Raw genomic sequence first — 16,921 nt, 5'->3', positions numbered from 1 at the left:
GTTGATGGCTGAAGCGATTAGATTCGGCATGTGCGGGAAAGCCTAGCACGGGTCGATATCATCCAGCTTTGCCCGGCCGATGAAATCACTCGAGTTACAAGCTTTCGTCACTTCGTGCGCTTTGGCCTCAATAGCCCACAAGAGTTAGATCGCACCTGTGCCCATACATAAATTCGAGCGACTAACCCGTATGGGCAAGTGTCAAATTTGCTTGTCGCCTCATAACCTTAAGGCAGTTTGAAGGAATTGCCTATCATCCGATCATTCATCAAATTCGCATGGCGACACTTCGGCCTTCGCACGCGCTATCTGCAGTGGAAGGGTCAGAAACTCGTCAATGAATGGGAATACCTCGTCGACAACGCTCCGGACCGGGCCGACGCTGACCGCCGCGTTCTGATCATCCCGTCGGACCCGGTGCTGATTTCACGATCCACGGGCGATCAGGCCATGATTGACGCGATCAAGGCGGAATGGACCCGCCGGATGCCGGACGCGAAAGTCTACGTCGCGACCGTCGGCGGTGATGCCGATCTGGCGGCGGGCAAACTGGGCCTCGAACCGCTTCCGATCCTTCAGGATGGCAGCACCATCACGGACAGCTATACCGCATCGCTGGCGATCCGGCCCGACGTGGTCATCCTAATGGGTGCGGACGGCGTCGATGGCAGTTACGATCCGTCGTTCTCGGTACGCAACCTTGCGTTGGTTGATCTTCTATCACGGTCGGGGGCGGAGGCTTACATTACCGGTTTCAGTGTCAGCCGCGATTTCCATCCGCTGGTCACGACCGTGTTCGACCGAATTGACGAGAACGTAGCCGTCAACCTGCGCGATCCGGTGTCGTTTGCCCGGTTCACGGATGCAAGCGACTGTTCGGCGCGCGAGGTTGCCGATGTCGCTTTCCTTCTCAAGCCGCAGGAAAACCGTTCGGTAGGCAGGCTCAACAAATGGATCGATGAACAGCGGTCCCTCGGCAGGACGGTCCTCGGCCTCAATTTCCACCCGTTGCTGCTCGAACTCGATCACCGGTCGGCACTGACCGATCTTATCGAAGCGATGGCCGAGGTGGTCGAGGGTCTGCTGAAAACCGGCGACATCGCAATCCTGCTTATCGATCACGACGAACGGGGATCATCCTCGGACGCGCTATGCCTGCGGCCGCTGTACGAAATGCTGACCAGCAGATTTTCGCAACGGCTGCTCTACCCTGAAGGGCGGCTGAGTGCGCCGGAAATCAAGGCTCTGTCATCGCAGCTCGATGGCGTGATCTCGGGGCGGATGCACCTGATGATCGCCTCGATCGGCGCTGCCACGCCAACTTTCGGGATCGACTACAAGGACAAGATGGAAGGCCTTCTGCAGCTTTGCGAGCTTGATTGCGACAACCTTGCAAGCGCCGAAACGGTTCTCGCCGATCCGAACGACTTTCGAGAACGGATCATGGCCTGGATCGCCGATCTCGAAGCCCAGCGCAGCAAGGTCGTGGCAGCACTGCCTTCGATCCGCAAATCTGCTCTGAAGAACTTTGCCCCCCTGAAATAACCCCCTCGCGGCCCGATTGCGCGGAACTGGAGCAGTCACCCATGGACAACCCCAAGGAACATTTCGTCTATCTGGACATGCTGCGCGGCGTTGCGGCCATTGCGGTCGTGCTGCTGCATTGGTTCTCGGGCTTCGGTTACACTATATTCGGTTCGGGCGGCCTCGCGGTCGACCTGTTCTTCATGTTGAGCGGCTTCGTTATCGCTCATTCCTATGGCGACCGTCTGCGGGACGGGCTCAGCAAGCAGAAGTATTTCATTACCCGGATCATCCGGCTCTATCCGATGATCATCCTGGGCGCGATCCTCGGTGTCGTTCGCGTGATCGGCGCAGGGGTACTCAAGGGCGATCCTACCGACAGTGCTTCGCTGATCAGCCAATTCGTGAAAAACCTGCTGCTTGTGCCGAGCAGCGGTATAGATATGGCCGAGATGTTTCCGCTCAACGGGCCGATCTGGTCGCTGCATTTCGAAATGCTGGCTTACCTCGCTTTCTGCACGTTCCTGTTCAGGATGAAGTCCAGATGGATCGTGGCCGCGCTGCCTTTCGCAGCGATCGCGGTGCTGGACTGGGCTTCGGTTGAGTTCGGCAGCGGCCTGCAAAGTTCCTTTCTGTACGGTGGTATCGAGGCCTATCTGCAGGGGCTTGGCCGTGTGACTTTGGGCTTTTGTCTCGGCGTTCTGGCCTATCGCTGGCGCCACCGGGTGCCGGCAGCGATGCGGTATCACCCAATCGTCGGTATCGCGTTCCTGATCGCTGTCTTTGCAGTGCCGGGGCGTTTCATGGTCGCACCCGCCATCCTGCTGATCATTACGGCGGCCTTTCCCGTTGTCGTGCTGGGCGGATCGCGGGTTGCCGTCAGTGGCAGGTTTGAGACGCTGGCGAAGGCGCTGGGCGACCTGTCATATCCTCTCTACGCAATCCATGTCCCGCTGTTGTGGATCATATCGGGCATGTGCAAGTTCACGGGCATCGCGGTCGCAGGCGTCGAGGCGTACAACGCGATATTCGTCGTGCCATCGGTGATAATCGCGTCGCACCTGATCTTCCGTTATCTCGACGTGCCGACCCGGTCGCTGCTCACGAAATCGCGGGGCGTCCGGCAATTGCCTGTTCGCATAACCCGCTAGGATTGCCGGCTTGGCGTTGATCGCGCTTCCCGCGCGGCGGGCTCTCGGGCGGCGGCAATGGTACGTGGTATCGCTCTGCGCTTAGGAGCGAGGCGCAGTCCGGTCAGTTGACCATGCACTCTTCCGCCTTGCTTCTGGCAGAGATCCGGCAATCCCATCGCGCCTGTTCGACGCCTGCGCCAGTATCCTTGAGCAAGGTGAAGACAGGCCGGCGGCGGGACTTCGGCAGGCCCATATCCGCCTGCATCGCATCCTGGCTGGTATAGGCGAAGACTTCGCAAACCGGACGACCGGCGCAGCTGGCAAGAGCGTTCACGGCCCAGCGACCCGACGGTATGTTGGGGTCGACAATCGCGAAAACGGTGATGTCGGTGGCAAGGACCGGTTGGCCGACAGCCTTGATGCCCGGCACATCTACTGCCGCATCTTTCAGGTCTGCGGGGACCTGGACTTCGAGTTCATCGGGTATGTCGCCGATTCCGGGGATCGCTGGCTCGTTCCTGCCTCCACCCGATCGGAACGACGATCGCGAACCGGCAGTATGAGGGAACGTATAGAAAAGATGTTGGCCAACGACCGCGATCTTTGACAGCGAGGCGCTCCAGTAAGGGACGACATAGCTCGCGTGATAATGGGTCGCCGTTCCCACGGCCTTGTCTACGTACCCGTCGAGAGCGGCCGCGGCGAGCTTGCGGGCGCGGCTGACGCCCGATTCGGACCATCGCCGGTTGCGAGAGCCGTCACAGGTGAATGTGAACTGGCAGCCCGTCTGCCGGGTAGATCCTTCAAAAACGACTCCACAAACGGTCGAAGGATAGACCGGATGCCTTACGCGGTTGAGCACGACCTGCATGACCGCGCGCTGGCCGGCAGGATCGTTGCCTGCCTCGAAGAACGCTGCTTCGGCCAGGCATTGCACGGCCCGTTCCCGATCCGTCTTGCCGCCAAGGAAGGAAAAGCCGCTCATCGCGACAGGAGCCCTGTCGATCGCGCGCGCCATGTTGAACCGGGTTGCATCGGCCTGTCCGACAAGTTCGGTGGTATCGGACATCGCGGCCTTTGCCGCCAGTTGCCGGGCTTCGGAAATCTCGTTGCTCGCTGTCAAGTACTTTGCGTCCGTCGGCCAGGGTGGCCGCACGTCGGCGGCGTTTGTCATGGGTACCGCCAGCGCAACGAAAGCCGCCGCTGTCGACAGGACCGCACGTGGCGCCGCGCGCGCCGCGGCAGGCGGATTGTGCTGTAGGGCCGAGAGAAAAACCGGGGTTTTCACATCTGCACTGTGCAAACCCGCCTTTGCAAATCACAGGGCTATTGCGGACTAGAGAGCGGTTCAGGCGGCAATCCCGCGCACGCTCCTAACTCTTTGGAGGTGCTACTCAATCGAGGCCCCGATCCGGAATGCCGATTGAGTCCTGGCGGCGGAAGCGCACGATAAAGGCGACGGGTACCAAGGAGTCGCACATGAAAGTTTTGGTAACCGGACACAGGGGGTATCTTGGCTCGACACTGGTCAGGAAGCTCGTTCGTGACGGCCATGATGTCGTCGGTCTGGACCGGCGAGCAGACAGTTCCCGATGTCCTCTTCTGCGCATGGACGCCGTCGAAGCCATTTCCCGTGAGCTTGGCGAATTCCTCGCAAGCGAGGAATCGCTCGAAACGCTGAGCGGGTTCGATGCCGTGATCCATCTTGCCGCACCAGAGCCTGACTGCGGTTTGGCGACGATGTTCGAGCGCGATCTGTCCGATACCCTCCGCCTTGCCTTGCGGGCGTGCCAGGCGGCCGTTCCGCGCTTCATCTTTGCGTCATGGGCCAATTATCGATGGAACGCGGATGACGATTTCGTCTGCGAGAACGGTGAGATCTATGTCGGCACCGATCACTACCGGTCGAAGGTCAGGGCTGAACTCGCCATTTGCGGCCTGGCGTCATCGACCTTCAGCCCAACGGTCATGCGTTTGCCCGACGTCTACGGGTTCGGCCAGAACATGCACTTCCGCGGCTTCATGAATCGGCTGGCGGCAACCGCCTACTCGCTCGGGAAAATCCCGATAAACAGCGACGGATCGGGAAGACACGCGGTGCTTCATGTCGAGGACGCGGCAAGAGCTTTCGGGGCCTTGCTGACCGCGCGCCGGGACCTCGTGCATCGAGAGATATTCAACGTCGGCAGAGTGCGCGAGAGCCTGAGCTTGCTGGAGATCGGCATGGCGCTGAAGGCGGTGCTTCCGGGTGCGCGTATCGATGCCGCGCGACTGCCGGCAATGGATCAATGCCGCCACGACGTCGACTTCGGACGGCTGTCGCGCCATGTCCCCGATGCCTTGCCGACCCGCCACTTGCGGGTGGGGCTCAGCCAGCTGGTCCAGAACCTCGATTCCATGCCGATCCGGCGGCCTCCGGCCAGGTCGCCCAGCCGCAGGACCATGCCTCAAATCGGCTATGCACAGAACCTGGCGGGCTGAATGACTGCATTCACGATGTCTCTTTCGTCACGCTGTCGCAGTTGATCCTATATGCTCGCTAACAAGGTCTTCCGATCGTCCGCGATCTTTGCCTCGGCACGGCTGATCGGGCGCGGGCTCGACATCCTGGCCGCGCTGGTAATCGCGCGATTTCTGACCCCGGCTGATTTCGGCATGGTCATGATCGCGCTGGCGACGCTGATGGTGCTGGAGGCCGCGACGGAACTCCCCATCGTCGACGCGCTGATCCGCGAAAAGGAGGTCAGACCCGGCGATGTCGACACCGGCTTCACCCTGTCGTTTCTTCGCGGCACGATCATCGCCAGCATCATGCTGGCGCTGTCGGTTCCGATCTCGATCCTTTATGACGACCCGCGGCTCGTTCTGCTGATCGCATTGCTGGGGCTGGCGCCGTTCCTCACGGGGTTGCGCAGCCCGATGATGGTCATGTTCGCACGCGAAGTGAACTATGTGCCCACCGCCACGATCGACCTGATCGCGCGGATAGCTTCTTTTGCGACAGCCATCGTGATAGCCTGGCAGACAGGGTCCTATTTCTCGTTGCTGGTCGTCTCGATCATGCCGCCGCTGGTCATCACCAGCCTCACCTATTTGTGGGCACCATACCGGCCGCGCCTCTCACTTGAAAACTGGAGCAGGCTGCTCTCGTTCGCAGGCTGGATGTCGATTTCGCGCGCCTTGGCCACCATGAGCCAGGAAGGCGATCGCTTCCTGATTGGCGGCGTGCTGGGCAAGGCGCCATTGGGCTTTTTCTCGATGGGTCGTAGCGTGGCGACAACGGCAAGCTGGGCGATCGGCATGCCGTTGGTCAGCGTCATGTATCCCAGCCTCGTCAAGATCCGCGAGAATACCGCTCGTCTGCAGCAGTCGTACTTGCGCGGACAGTCGATGGTCGCGGCCGCCATCATGCCGATCTCCGTCTTCCTGATGCTGATGGCCGAACCCCTCGTCCGACTGGGTCTGGGAGAACAGTGGCTGGAGGTCGTGCCGGTCATCCAGATTCTCGCCCCTGCAAGTGCCTTGGCGACGCTCGCCATGCCAACGCAGGCCCTGCTGCTTGCACTCGAGAAGCCCCGTCAGCTGGCAAAACGCGAAATGCTGGCGGCTCTCGTCGCCATCCCGGCCGTGGTTCTGGGCGCCATGACTTTTGGCCTGATCGGCGCCGTGATCGGGCGTGCCCTTGCCAACCTGTTCCACACCGCGCTCAGCATGGAGATCATCGTCCGTGTTGCGGGTATCTCGTGGCGGCGCCAGTTCCTGTTCGTCTGGCGCTCTATCGCGGCGAACGGGGCGATGGCCCTGTTTCTCTTCGAAAGCCTGTCATGGTTCCGATATTCGAGCATCGCCGGAGAGCTCGCCGCGATCGCGCTGGCCGGCATCGGCGGGTTGGCAATCTACGGCGTGACGCACATCGTCCTTTGGATCTTGTCGGGACGACCCGCAGGTGCCGAGGAATTCATTATAGAAAGGCTCTCGACTCTCGTCCCGCCAAGGCTCGCCCGGTCGTCGAACTAGCGAAGAGCGGACGAACTTTTGGCGGTATTGTTCCGCACCGCCCAGTGCGGGCTTGAGAAGTCGATCAGGGGGATCGGACGCTCGGTCTGGCCCAGCGGGCGGATCAGCATATTGACGGCAACGCGCTTGATGGGCCTCAGCACCGCGCGGATGCTTTCCATCGCGGTCGGGTTCGTCGGCCTGCGCTTGCCAAGGCGCGTATCGGCGCGCTGGCCCAATGTATCGATACCGCTGGACAGGTAGGGCGCCTGCATTGCGATCCCGGGCACGAGTTCGGCCTGAACACAGATGGCCGGGACGAGCTGTAACATGTCCAACCGGTCAACAACCGAGCGCCGCGGATTAAACATCTCCACGTCGACGGCCTGTTCGAAATCGTTGAAATTCGCGAGCAGCCGGTGCGCACCCCTGCGCGAAATCGCGTAGCCGCCGGTCCGCGTCGCACCGCGTAGCAACTTGTGTACGCAGTGACCGGCGATTTCGAGTTCACACTCATGCCGGAACACGATGGGCGAGCGATCGGTTTCCAGCCGAAGCAGGTCGAAATCCGGCAGATCACCAATCCGCAGCAGGATTTGCCGGAAAGTCGGCGAGATGACGAGGTCGTCTTCAAGGACGACCGCATGGTCGATGCCTTCGCGCACGATTCTTTCCCAGACCGAGACATGGCTTAGCAGACAGCCGACCTCTCCGGTGTTCAGAAGCGCGCGCTTTTCGTTGCGGCGCCAAGGCAGCATTGCACTTGCGCTGAGCTTGCTGCCGTCCACGGCTTCCACGAAAACGGGTTTCACACCCGCCGCCGCGACCAAAGCCTGCATCCGCCTCTTCCGTTCGACCTGTCTTGCCAGGTTTATGACGAAGGTCGGCGGGGCTTTTCCGACCGCCCGGTTCATGCTGCTTGCGACAGGTAGGGCAGGACAATCGAATTGACCCGGTCCGTCAGGACATTGCTTCCAGCAAGTTCGCACACGGTGGGTACGATGTCATACCCGCTGCACTGCCCGAATTCGCCGCGCGTAATGCTCTCGCCTGCGATGAACAGGGCGCCCAGGCCGCCTGTATGCGCGCCGGTTCGCCGGAATGGCGCCGGACCGACTGTCCCGATGTCGGGATGTTCGAGCGCGAGCGGTGTGCCGTTGAACGAGGCGACTATGTCTGCCTGGTTGTCGCTTGCCGATAGTGGATCGGACAGGACGGGCGTGTAGATCGACCCGATCGCGGCCTCGCCGGTGCGGGGATCCTTCAACGTCTTGAGCATCGCAACGTATTCTGACACCACGCTCTCGTACTCAGCCGGTGACACCAGGCCGTGTGTTTCGCGCCCCTTAAGGTTGATGCGGATACGGCCGTCGTGAAACGTCGGGAAACCGAATGCCCGCATCTTGGGCCAGGCCTTGGCGTAGCGGGTCGCCGCCATCTTCAGCGGGAACTGATAATCGCGCTTCTCGGCAGTCCTTGATGACGAACCACCTGAAACCTTGCGGCGCATTTTCTGCAGATCGCGCTCAAAGCGATCGCGCACGCGCATCATTTGCCCCCCCTTCATCGCACCCAGGATCGCCCTGTCCCAAGGGACGCCAGCCGGAATGATCGGAACCCCATCTGCCGCGGCCTCCCATTCGAGCTTGGGCTCGAACAATGTCTTGCCGGTCTCCAGCCGGTACATGAGCTCGGGAAGAAGCAGCATGGCCGGTACGTCCGAATTGTTCGCGCCCATGCCATGCATCGTGAAGCAGACTATCGTGGCATCGGGTGCGATCTCGCGGATGGCGCCGATGTGCCGGTCGATCGCCTCGTAGATTTCCTCGAGGCACTGCCGGGCGACAGTCGCGCTGGGATGGGAATGAAGCGGGTGGGTCTCGTCAATGCCGTGCCACATCGGCTCGGTCGCCGAATGGGCGGCCGCGACGACGCTGATCGCGAGGTCCCAGTCGGTGATCCGCTCTCCAAACAGCCACCGCACGATCCGGGTCCGCTGGTCCACGCCGTCGCGCAGCAGGGTGCCTGCCTTCAGGGTCAGGTCCGGGTCCGGCCACAGGAACCCGTAGACGAAGTCCTTGGCCGCATACTCTCCGAACCGCGATAGAACTTCATCGGCCAGCGAGGCCGGGCGCGATTGAAGGCCTTCGCCAAGACCGGGGTCGTGCGCGCCCCAGCCGACGACGCCCTGTGCATTCGCATCGCGCGCAATATCGAAGTAGGGGGCATCGAAGACAACGGTCTTTGCATCGAGCAGCGAAGTGAAAGGCGGGTTGGCAGCGCCGGCCTGCACCGCGGCATAGCGCTTGCGGTCGAATTCGACGGCGGACCAGCGTTTTGACTCGTCAGGCCTCAGGCCCGACGAGATCTGCTCGTAGGTCAGATTCGCATTCCGGAACTCGCTGTCGTCGACAAGCCACCGCGCACTCTCCTCGCGCAGTCGCGACAGGTTCGGCATCCGTCCCGCATCCATCAGACGCTCGGCGAACTCCATGGTAAAGCCATCAAGACCCACCATTATTGTTCTCGATTTCATGCCGCACTGCCCCTGTTCTTCGTATGGCGACCAAATTTCTTTCCCCTGAGAATAGAGTTTGCGCGGCCCGAATAAATTGTTCGTGGGGGTGGATTTGGTGCAATTTCGGGTTAACGCGCCAAAGGGGTATCGGCGGAATAACCCCTACGGATGATCTCCGCATGGGCGCTTCGCCAAAGGCGTTCCGGCACGTATTTATTGGCCTCTAATCAGTACTTAAGAGGTCGCTTAATGCGCATTCACGTCGCAATCGCCACGACGGGCCGGGCGCCGGTTCTTCGCAAGGTGATCGAACGCCTCCATCACCAGACGCGCAAGGCCGACGGCATCGTCGTTGTCGGGAACGAGGAAAGCGATGTCGAAGGAGTCGCCGGTATGCCCGGCGACCCCCTCGTGATGCTTGCCCCCAAGGGAGCATGCAGCCAGCGCAACGCCGCTCTTGCCGAACTCGAAGGCAAAACGGACGTCATCGTGTTCTTCGACGACGATTTCGTCGCTGCATCGGACTATCTGGCCAATGTCGAACACATCTTCGAAAGCGAGCCGAACGTCGTCGGGCTGACCGGCCATCTGGTCGACGACGGAGCCAAGACCGGCCCCATCGATTTCGAGGATGCTGTCTGGCGGCTCGATGTGCTGGGCGAACGCGCGCGGCTGCGCAGCAAGCCGGCAGAAGCGCTCTATGGATGCAACATGGTGGTCCGCTATTCCGCGGCCAAGGGCCTCCGTTTCGACGAGAACCTGCCTCTCTACGGCTGGCAGGAGGACATCGACTTCACGACAAGGGTGGGGCGCAATGGAAGCCTGCTTCGCGCAAGAGTCCTTACCGGCATCCACCTCGGCAGCCCTGCAGGCAGGACCTCGGGCTTGCGGCTGGGCTACTCGCAGGTTGCAAACATTTTCTATCTTCGGCGCAAAGGCACGATTGGCCGGAACCATGGCTGGGGCCTGCTTTTCAAGAACCTTGCCGCGAACCTCGTCAAGAGTATTCCCCCGCCAAAGGACATCGACCGCCGCGGGCGGTTGAGGGGCAACATGGTGGCATTCCGCGATCTTCTGCAGCGACGGCTCCATCCGCGCCGGATCATCGAACTGTGACTATGTCCGCGAACGAGCAGGCCGGGAGCTGATCGATGGCCAGTATTCCTGACCATTCACAGAGCAGCTTCGCGCCACATGGCGTAACAGACCTGCTGCGTCGCTGGGTCGAACCGCGACCGGCTTCCAGCCCGAATACCTGCCGGTCGGTGCTGGTTAACGGCAAGTTCCTCAGCGCGCCCAGCACCGGCGTCCACCGCGTCGCTGCGGAATTGATCCGCCACTGCCACGACCTCCTGCTGACTGATCCCGCGTGGAAGGGGAAGCTGCGCTTCGATCTCGTCATCCCGCATGACGCGGAAGAGCGGGCAAGGAAGCTGGGCGTGCCATACCGCGTGGTCGGGCCGTTCCGCGGCATTCCGTGGGAGCAGCTGACGCTGCCCTCGGTCGGTTCGGGCAACACCATTCTAAGCTTGTGCAATGTCGGCCCCGTGACGTCAGTCGACGCAGTGACGATGTTCCACGATGCGCAAGTCAGGCTGACGCCCAAGAGCTATTCGATGCCGTTCCGGATCTGGTACCGGTTCCACCAGTTCTTCACGGGGCGCCGCCACAGGCGCATCCTGACCATCTCGCAATATTCGCGCCAGCAGCTTTCCCGTTTCGGGCTGGCCAGCCGCAACAAGGTGACGGTCATCCCGAACGGAGTGGACCACTTCGCGACCGCAGAGGCTGACCACCGGATTATCCCGACGCTTGGGCTTAGCCGCGGACGATATGTCGCCGCTCTTGCCAATACCCAGTCGCACAAGAACATCAGAGTCCTCATCGATTGCTTCGCGCGGCCCGAAATGGCCGATACCAGGCTCGTGCTTTTCGGCGCCGCGACCGCTGCCGATTTCGAAGCGGCCGGGTCGGTCCCTGGGCCGAATGTCATCTTTGCCGGCAAGGTTTCGGACGAGGAACTGCGCGCAATCTACGAAAATGCGCTCTGCTTCGCCTGTCCATCGACCACAGAGGGGTTTGGCTTGCCCCCGCTCGAGGCGATGGGCGCCGGATGCCCCGCGATCGTCGCACCTTGCGGGGCGTTACCCGAAGTCTGCGGTGAGGCGGCGCTCTATGCCGATGCCCACGCACCTGAAGAGTGGGCGCAGGCAATCCGCGGACTGGAGCATAACCCCGCATTGCGCCGCAAACTCGTTGCCAAAGGGCACGAACAGGTCGCCCGTTTCACTTGGGACGGGGCGGCGCGGTCTCTGCTCGCCACGATGAATGAATATGCTCGTTGAGCCGCCCCTCTGGCTGGCTGCCGACTGAGGTGGCCAAGCGGCAGCGGACGATCGTATTTCGCGCCGGTCCGGGCACGATATTTCGCGTTTTGATGGCCATTATCGGCGTCTTGGTCACGCTGAGCATCGCGGGCATGGCGATCAGGTTCAGTCTGGGTATGTCGAAAGGTCTTGGCGCGATCGCGTTGATCGACCTCAATAGTGAAACCAATTTTCCGACCTTTTTCAGCTCTGCCTTGTTGGCATTTTGCGCCGTCCTGCTGTCGATGACCGGCGAGGCCCATCGCCAACTGCACATGGGTTGGCACCGCCACTGGTTCTTCCTGGCGCTTACTTTCCTGGCATTGTCGATGGACGAGTTCATCCAGCTTCACGAAAAAACGATGGATTTCATCTCAGGCCATCTCGACATTGTGCCCGGCAGCATCCTGACGAATTCGTGGGTCATTCTGGCTTTCGTGTTCCTGCCGCTGCTCGGCCTTGCCTATCTGCGTTTCCTGCTGTCGATAAGCCGGCGCTCGGCGGTGCTGATGGTGGCGGCCGGCATCGTCTACGTCGGCGGCGCGGTCGGCGTGGAGATGGTGTCGGGCATGATGAAAGGCACCTACGGCTTCGGTTCGCTGCCTTTCATGATTTCGACGACGATCGAAGAGACGCTCGAACTCACGGGCCTGGCGATCTTCGTCTATGCGCTTACCGATCACGCAGCCAGATTGGGGCTGTCATGGTCTTTTGATCCGGTTTGACAGCCCAAATAGGCGCGGCGCGATCGTCAGGCAGCTTTTGGTGACAACAGCGGAACCAAAAAAGGCTCTCCCGACGGGGCAACGAAGTCCGGATCCAGCATTTTCCCGACCGTGGCGACGATGTCGAATGCACTGCAGGTGCCATAGTCGCCAACGGCAACGTCGCCTTCGTGAATGTATAGAGCGCCCGGCCCGCCCGTATGCGCGCCGGTGCGGCGATAGGGCGCGGGGCCGATGCTGCCCAGAACGGGATGGCCCAATGACACCGGCAGACCTTCGAATTCGGCAACGATGTCGGACTGGTTGCCGGGACAGTTCAGCGGATCGTCCATCACCGGCCGCGTGATCTTGCCGATCACGGGCTTGCCGGTTCGCGGGTCGTAGAGCGCACGCAGCATCGTCTCATATTCGTCGAGCAGCGCTGCATAATCCTTCAGCGCAACGATCCCATGGGCCTCGCGCCCCTTGAGATTCACGCGGATCCTGCCGTCGTGGAACGAAGGGTAACCGAATGCCCGTGTTGTCTTCCACGACTTAGAATAGCGGGTCGCCGACATCTTGAGCGGGAAGCGGATCGGTTCGTCGGAACCCGCATCGGCCGAAGCCGTGTGCGTCCACTTGTGCTTTGCCCGCAGGTATCCTCGCTCGATCTTGTCCGCTACGCGCATGACCTTCCCGCCTCGCATGGCGTTCAGGATTATGCGGTCCCAGGGGACACCGGGCGACACGATCGGGATGCCGTTTTCGGCATCTTTCCAGTCTGTCGGGGCGTCGAAAAGCTTCTTGCCGGTCTCGTAGCGATACATGACCTCGGGCAAGAGCAGCATGGCCGGAACGTCGGAGCCGTTCGCACCCATGCCGTGCACCGAGAAGCACACGATCGTCGCATCGGGAGCAACCTCGCGCATGGCGCCGATATGGCGGTCGATGGCGTCGTAGATTTCTTCAAGGCACTGCTTTGCGACCGGAGCGCTGGGGTGGCCGTGAAGCGGATGGCTCGGGTCTACGCCATGCCACATCGGTTCGGTGGCGGAGTGGGCATCGGACACGACGGTAATGGCCAGATCCCAATCGGTAATCCGCTCGCCGATCAGCCAGCGCATGATGTCGGTGCGCTGGTCGACACCCTTGCGCAGCGCCACGCCGGCCCTGCGCATCAGTTCGGGGTCGGGCCACCAGAAACCGTAGATATATTCCTTTGCGGCATATTCGCCGAACCTGTCGGTGATTTCCTGCGCCAGCGAGGCGGGCCGCGCGTGCAGGCCGTCGGGCATCCCGTGGCCGTGTGCGCCCCAACCGACCATGCCTTCCGTGTTAGAAGCCTTGCACAGGTTGAAAAACGGGGAATCGAAAACGACGGTCTTGCCGTTCAGCCCCGCGGTGAAGGGCGGGTTATCGGCGCCCGCCTGCTTCACGGCATAAGTCGCCGGATCGAATTCAACTGAAGAAAATCGGCCGGAGGCGTCGGGGCTCATGCCGGACGATATCTGTTCGTAGGCAAGATTGGCGTTGCGATAAGGTTCGTCGGTTACTTTCCAGCGCGCGCTTTCGGCGCGCAGCCTGGCAAGATTGGGCATGCGACCTTCTGCGATCAGGCGGTCGGCAATCTCGACGGTAAATCCGTCGAGACCGATCATGATGATACGTTTCGACATAGCTGGCATTCCCGCAACGTCGGCGAACCGACCACTATCCCGAACAATCTACCGAACGCCCGGTCACGCCTGTAGTGAGCATAGAGCGAACAAGGGCCATCTTTGGGACTAGCGCATCAGCAATAGGGGTTAGTGCAGGGCGCAATCCCTGCGATCGAACGCCATGACGAGCGGATAGTGATCCGATCCGACTTCCGGGCCTCTTTCGGCGCGAACGGTGCCGATGCACGACGACACATAGGCCTGGTCAAGCGGGAGCAGTCCGATCGAGGTCCATGTCGGCCAAGTCGCCAGTGTGCCGGTCGCGGTGCCGAGCCCGGCGGCAGAGGCAATGCGCGACTGGCTGACGGTCCATGGCGCGGAATTGAAATCGCCCGCGAGCACGACCGGCGACTTCGCATCGCGCAGGATTGACTCGATCTGGTCGAGGCGTCTGTCGCGCCGGCCAAGGGGCCATGGGCGATCGGTATGGACCGCGGCGATCGTGACAGGTGCGCCTGAAACGTCGATGCGCGCAGTTAGGGCCGACAGGCCGCCCCTGTTTTCCGGGTCGCCGTTCGCAAGATGGCGAACCGCAAGGGCAGGCCATTTCGACAGGACACGGGTCGAACATCGCTCGTTTCGCGTGCAGGAATACTGATAGGGGTAATGCTTGCGTAAAGCGGCATCGAACACGTCGGACCCGATCGGCGCTTCCAGCAGGATCACGATATCTGCGTCCTGTTCGCCCAGCCACCGCGCAACGAGCGCAGGTTCCGCGTTGTCCTTCCACATGTTGAGGGAAATTACGCGCAGGTCCGGCTCGCGCCGGCTGGTTGCCGCCGACGCGCCGGTCATCGGCCCCAGCAGGACAAAGAGGCGCAGGCCGATCGCGATGGCCAAGGCGATGCTTGCGGCCCGCAACCTGCCCACGGTGCGAAGTGCTGTCAGGCCAAGCACGATTATCGAGGCGAAACCCCACCACGGGGCAAAGACGTTCACGATTTCCAGCATCGGCCAGACCGCTTCCGCGACGGATGCGGCGGCAAGGGCCGCAGTCAGACTGATGACGATGAATACCAGTATCCGGCGAATCGAACTGTCACTCCGAGATCGGCTCCTGCGCCGACCTATATGGCATGACCACGATCAAGGCACGCTGTCCGTCCGGCTGCCGGTCAGGGGCAGGCGACGGATCCCGCCTGTCCCTGCAGGTAGATGCGCCCCCGGAAACTGAAATCGTCACCGCCATACGTCTGGTTGGGTCCTGCCACGAATTCGACCCGGTCGCCCTGCGCCAGCGACAAGTCCGTCCGCAGAATCTTCTGGCCGCTCGACACGATTTCCGAAGTGCTGACGGTTCCATTCCGCGAAATCGACACGTCGATACCGTCGCCGCTCGACGACTTGGCGAAACAGCCTTTCACGGTGACCTGCATCGCCTTCGGTGCCGTGTAGCGCCATACAACCCGCATCGGGTCCGAACCTGTACGGGCGGGCACGCCCCCGGTCGCCTTCAGGGCGAGGGTTCCGTCCCAGTCGCTCATGAACACGCTGTCGTACCAGCGTGTCCTGTAACCCAGTTCGTCATAGGCGCCGCTGGCGTTGCGGGCGAAATATTTCCACGCATCGCGCCCGTACTGCATCACGGTATCGGCAACCATGCCACTCGTCCCCGCGCGGATCGTGATATTGCCCATGATGACGACAGGTCGCGGCGATATCTCGATGCTGCCGGCGTTCGCCAGAGCCTGTCCCTTGTAGTCGTAGGCCCCGGTGGCGCCTGAGACAGAGAGCGTTTGCGGCGCGCCCCAGATAACGGTCGCGTCAGATCCGAAGCGGTAGGCGAAAATCATGTCGTCGCCGACATCGACCTGTGTTGCCCTCCCGCGAGTGAGAAGCGAACGCTGAGCAAAGTCGATCGCATGGGCCATGGGTCGCTTCGCCCCGCCGCTATAGAGCCCGAAATTGGGATACCACTGTTCTTCAATAAGAGCATACCAGACAGCGACATCGACATGCGCCGCAGACATGAGCGTCACCGACTTCAGCGCCTGTGCTGCCGCTTCATCGAAGTCCGAAGTGTCGTGCCCGAATTCGGTCGCCCAGATTTCCGCGTCGCTGCTATAGCTGTCGATAGTGCTGCGAAGCCTTGCCAGTTCGAGCGGCAGACCGTCTGCGTGCCGCGAATAGGGATGCACTGCGACCCCATCGACGTATTTCAGCATCCCGGCATCGAACAGGTTCTTCTGGAACCCCGTGCCGATCATGTTCGTCGACCCGCCAAGAATCGCAATGCCGGGGTGCGATGGCTTTACGGCATCGTGAACCGCCTTCATCAAGGCAACGACCGTTTCGTTCGGGTCGTAGCCTGACGGGAAGGACAGCTGGTTTCCGCCGTTGATCTCGTTGCCGATCTCGAAAGCGGCGATGCACCCGCCCCAGCGATCCGCCACGGCTTTTACATAAGTAGCGAAGGCCGCCTGAGCGCCGGCCGAGTAAACGAACGAACCGCCATCATAGGCATCGTGTGTGGGGATCTCGGTCAGGATCAGCTTGAAACCGCGATCGCATGCACTGTCGAGCTTCTGCGCCGTCGCGTCGGTAAACGAGATCGAACCCTTGGTCTTTTCACCGAAGGACCAGGGCATCTCGTCGCGAAGCAAGCGCGTGCCGATATCGTCCGACTTGTCGAGCGAGTCGAGCCCCCAGCCCTGGCTGAAGTGTGTCTGGACGCCGAGAATCATCTGGTCGGCTGCCGTCTGGGCGGGCGCGGAAGGCGTCGGCGTCGGGGATGGAGTGGGCGTCGGGGAAGGTGTCGGCGTCGCACCAATCTGCACAGGCTGGCTGACGACAGCGGCGGAATCGCCGCCACCACAAGCAGCCAGGGCCATGAGCGTACAAATCATAAGCGCCGAGTTTGCCACAGGGCGAGCGATCATTCCAAGTGTCCCGTCTCTGTCCGATCCGAGAACCACAGCGACACAAGGTGTTTACTTTCGAGTTAATGGCACCACCTGAACAG

General features: G+C 61.5%; 13 protein-coding genes. 7 read left to right on the top strand and 6 right to left on the bottom strand.

All coding sequences use genetic code 11. The features are described 5' to 3' along the window. The first annotated feature begins 246 nt into the window (after positions 1 to 246). Positions 247 to 1,545 (top strand): polysaccharide pyruvyl transferase family protein, encoded by a 1,299-nt coding sequence (locus tag A9D15_RS08070; RefSeq protein WP_156521713.1) that lies wholly within the window; start codon positions 247 to 249, stop codon positions 1,543 to 1,545. Between the two features lie 41 nt (positions 1,546 to 1,586). Beyond that, a complete protein-coding gene (locus A9D15_RS08065; RefSeq protein ID WP_066763815.1) occupies positions 1,587 to 2,675 on the top strand; it encodes an acyltransferase family protein in 1,089 nt (362 codons plus the stop codon). Positions 2,676 to 2,778: 103 nt separating this feature from the next. Here the strand turns inward: A9D15_RS08065 and A9D15_RS08060 are convergent, their stop codons facing one another. After that, positions 2,779 to 3,726: a cell wall hydrolase gene (locus A9D15_RS08060; RefSeq protein ID WP_229660385.1), complete on the bottom strand. Its 948-nt coding sequence runs from the start codon at positions 3,724 to 3,726 to the stop codon at positions 2,779 to 2,781. Between the two features lie 347 nt (positions 3,727 to 4,073). Here A9D15_RS08060 and A9D15_RS08055 point away from each other — a divergent pair, with 347 nt between their 5' ends. Next, positions 4,074 to 5,138: an NAD-dependent epimerase/dehydratase family protein gene (locus tag A9D15_RS08055; RefSeq protein WP_082924353.1), complete on the top strand. Its 1,065-nt coding sequence runs from the start codon at positions 4,074 to 4,076 to the stop codon at positions 5,136 to 5,138. Positions 5,139 to 5,189: 51 nt separating this feature from the next. Next, positions 5,190 to 6,674 (top strand): lipopolysaccharide biosynthesis protein, encoded by a 1,485-nt coding sequence (locus A9D15_RS08050; RefSeq protein WP_066763811.1) that lies wholly within the window; start codon positions 5,190 to 5,192, stop codon positions 6,672 to 6,674. On the opposite strand, the gene A9D15_RS08045 is transcribed toward A9D15_RS08050, so the two are convergent. Together A9D15_RS08045 and A9D15_RS08040 are read right to left on the bottom strand one after the other, a co-directional pair. Next, positions 6,671 to 7,567, bottom strand: coding sequence for a glycosyltransferase family 25 protein (locus tag A9D15_RS08045; protein ID WP_066763807.1), 897 nt, complete (start codon positions 7,565 to 7,567; stop codon positions 6,671 to 6,673). The genes A9D15_RS08050 and A9D15_RS08045 overlap by 4 nt on opposite strands. Next, on the bottom strand, positions 7,564 to 9,171 hold the full coding sequence (locus A9D15_RS08040) for a hypothetical protein (protein ID WP_156521712.1): 1,608 nt from the start codon (positions 9,169 to 9,171) through the stop codon (positions 7,564 to 7,566). The genes A9D15_RS08045 and A9D15_RS08040 overlap by 4 nt, the downstream gene beginning before the upstream one ends. Positions 9,172 to 9,420: 249 nt before the next feature. Between A9D15_RS08040 and A9D15_RS08035 the strand changes: the two genes are divergently transcribed. Genes A9D15_RS08035 through A9D15_RS08025 form a run of 3 tightly spaced genes read left to right on the top strand, consistent with a single transcriptional unit; the run spans position 9,421 to position 12,262 of the window. Further along, positions 9,421 to 10,287: a glycosyltransferase family 2 protein gene (locus A9D15_RS08035; RefSeq protein ID WP_066763804.1), complete on the top strand. Its 867-nt coding sequence runs from the start codon at positions 9,421 to 9,423 to the stop codon at positions 10,285 to 10,287. 35 nt (positions 10,288 to 10,322) lie between these two features. Then, positions 10,323 to 11,516 carry a glycosyltransferase family 4 protein gene (locus A9D15_RS08030; RefSeq protein ID WP_082924352.1) on the top strand — a complete coding sequence of 398 codons (1,194 nt, stop codon included), beginning with the start codon at positions 10,323 to 10,325 and terminating at the stop codon, positions 11,514 to 11,516. Beyond that, on the top strand, positions 11,513 to 12,262 hold the full coding sequence (locus tag A9D15_RS08025; protein ID WP_156521711.1) for a hypothetical protein: 750 nt from the start codon (positions 11,513 to 11,515) through the stop codon (positions 12,260 to 12,262). Before A9D15_RS08030 ends, A9D15_RS08025 begins: the two co-directional genes overlap by 4 nt. A gap of 26 nt (positions 12,263 to 12,288) precedes the next feature. Here the strand turns inward: A9D15_RS08025 and A9D15_RS08020 are convergent, their stop codons facing one another. From A9D15_RS08020 to A9D15_RS08010, 3 genes are all read right to left on the bottom strand, one after another. After that, positions 12,289 to 13,917: an alkaline phosphatase family protein gene (locus A9D15_RS08020; protein ID WP_066763801.1), complete on the bottom strand. Its 1,629-nt coding sequence runs from the start codon at positions 13,915 to 13,917 to the stop codon at positions 12,289 to 12,291. A 129-nt stretch (positions 13,918 to 14,046) separates the two neighbouring features. Continuing rightward, on the bottom strand, positions 14,047 to 14,910 hold the full coding sequence (locus A9D15_RS08015; RefSeq protein ID WP_066763799.1) for an endonuclease/exonuclease/phosphatase family protein: 864 nt from the start codon (positions 14,908 to 14,910) through the stop codon (positions 14,047 to 14,049). Between the two features lie 164 nt (positions 14,911 to 15,074). Beyond that, the gene (locus A9D15_RS08010; RefSeq protein WP_156521710.1) at positions 15,075 to 16,790 is read right to left on the bottom strand and encodes a hypothetical protein; all 1,716 of its coding nucleotides are present in this window, start codon (positions 16,788 to 16,790) and stop codon (positions 15,075 to 15,077) included. Positions 16,791 to 16,921: the final 131 nt, after the last annotated feature.

Source organism: Croceicoccus pelagius (genome assembly GCF_001661915.1).
Taxonomy (GTDB): domain Bacteria; phylum Pseudomonadota; class Alphaproteobacteria; order Sphingomonadales; family Sphingomonadaceae; genus Croceicoccus; species Croceicoccus pelagius.
The sequence above is the reverse complement of the archived record's forward strand: the minus strand, read 5'-3'. Positions and strand labels throughout refer to the sequence as shown.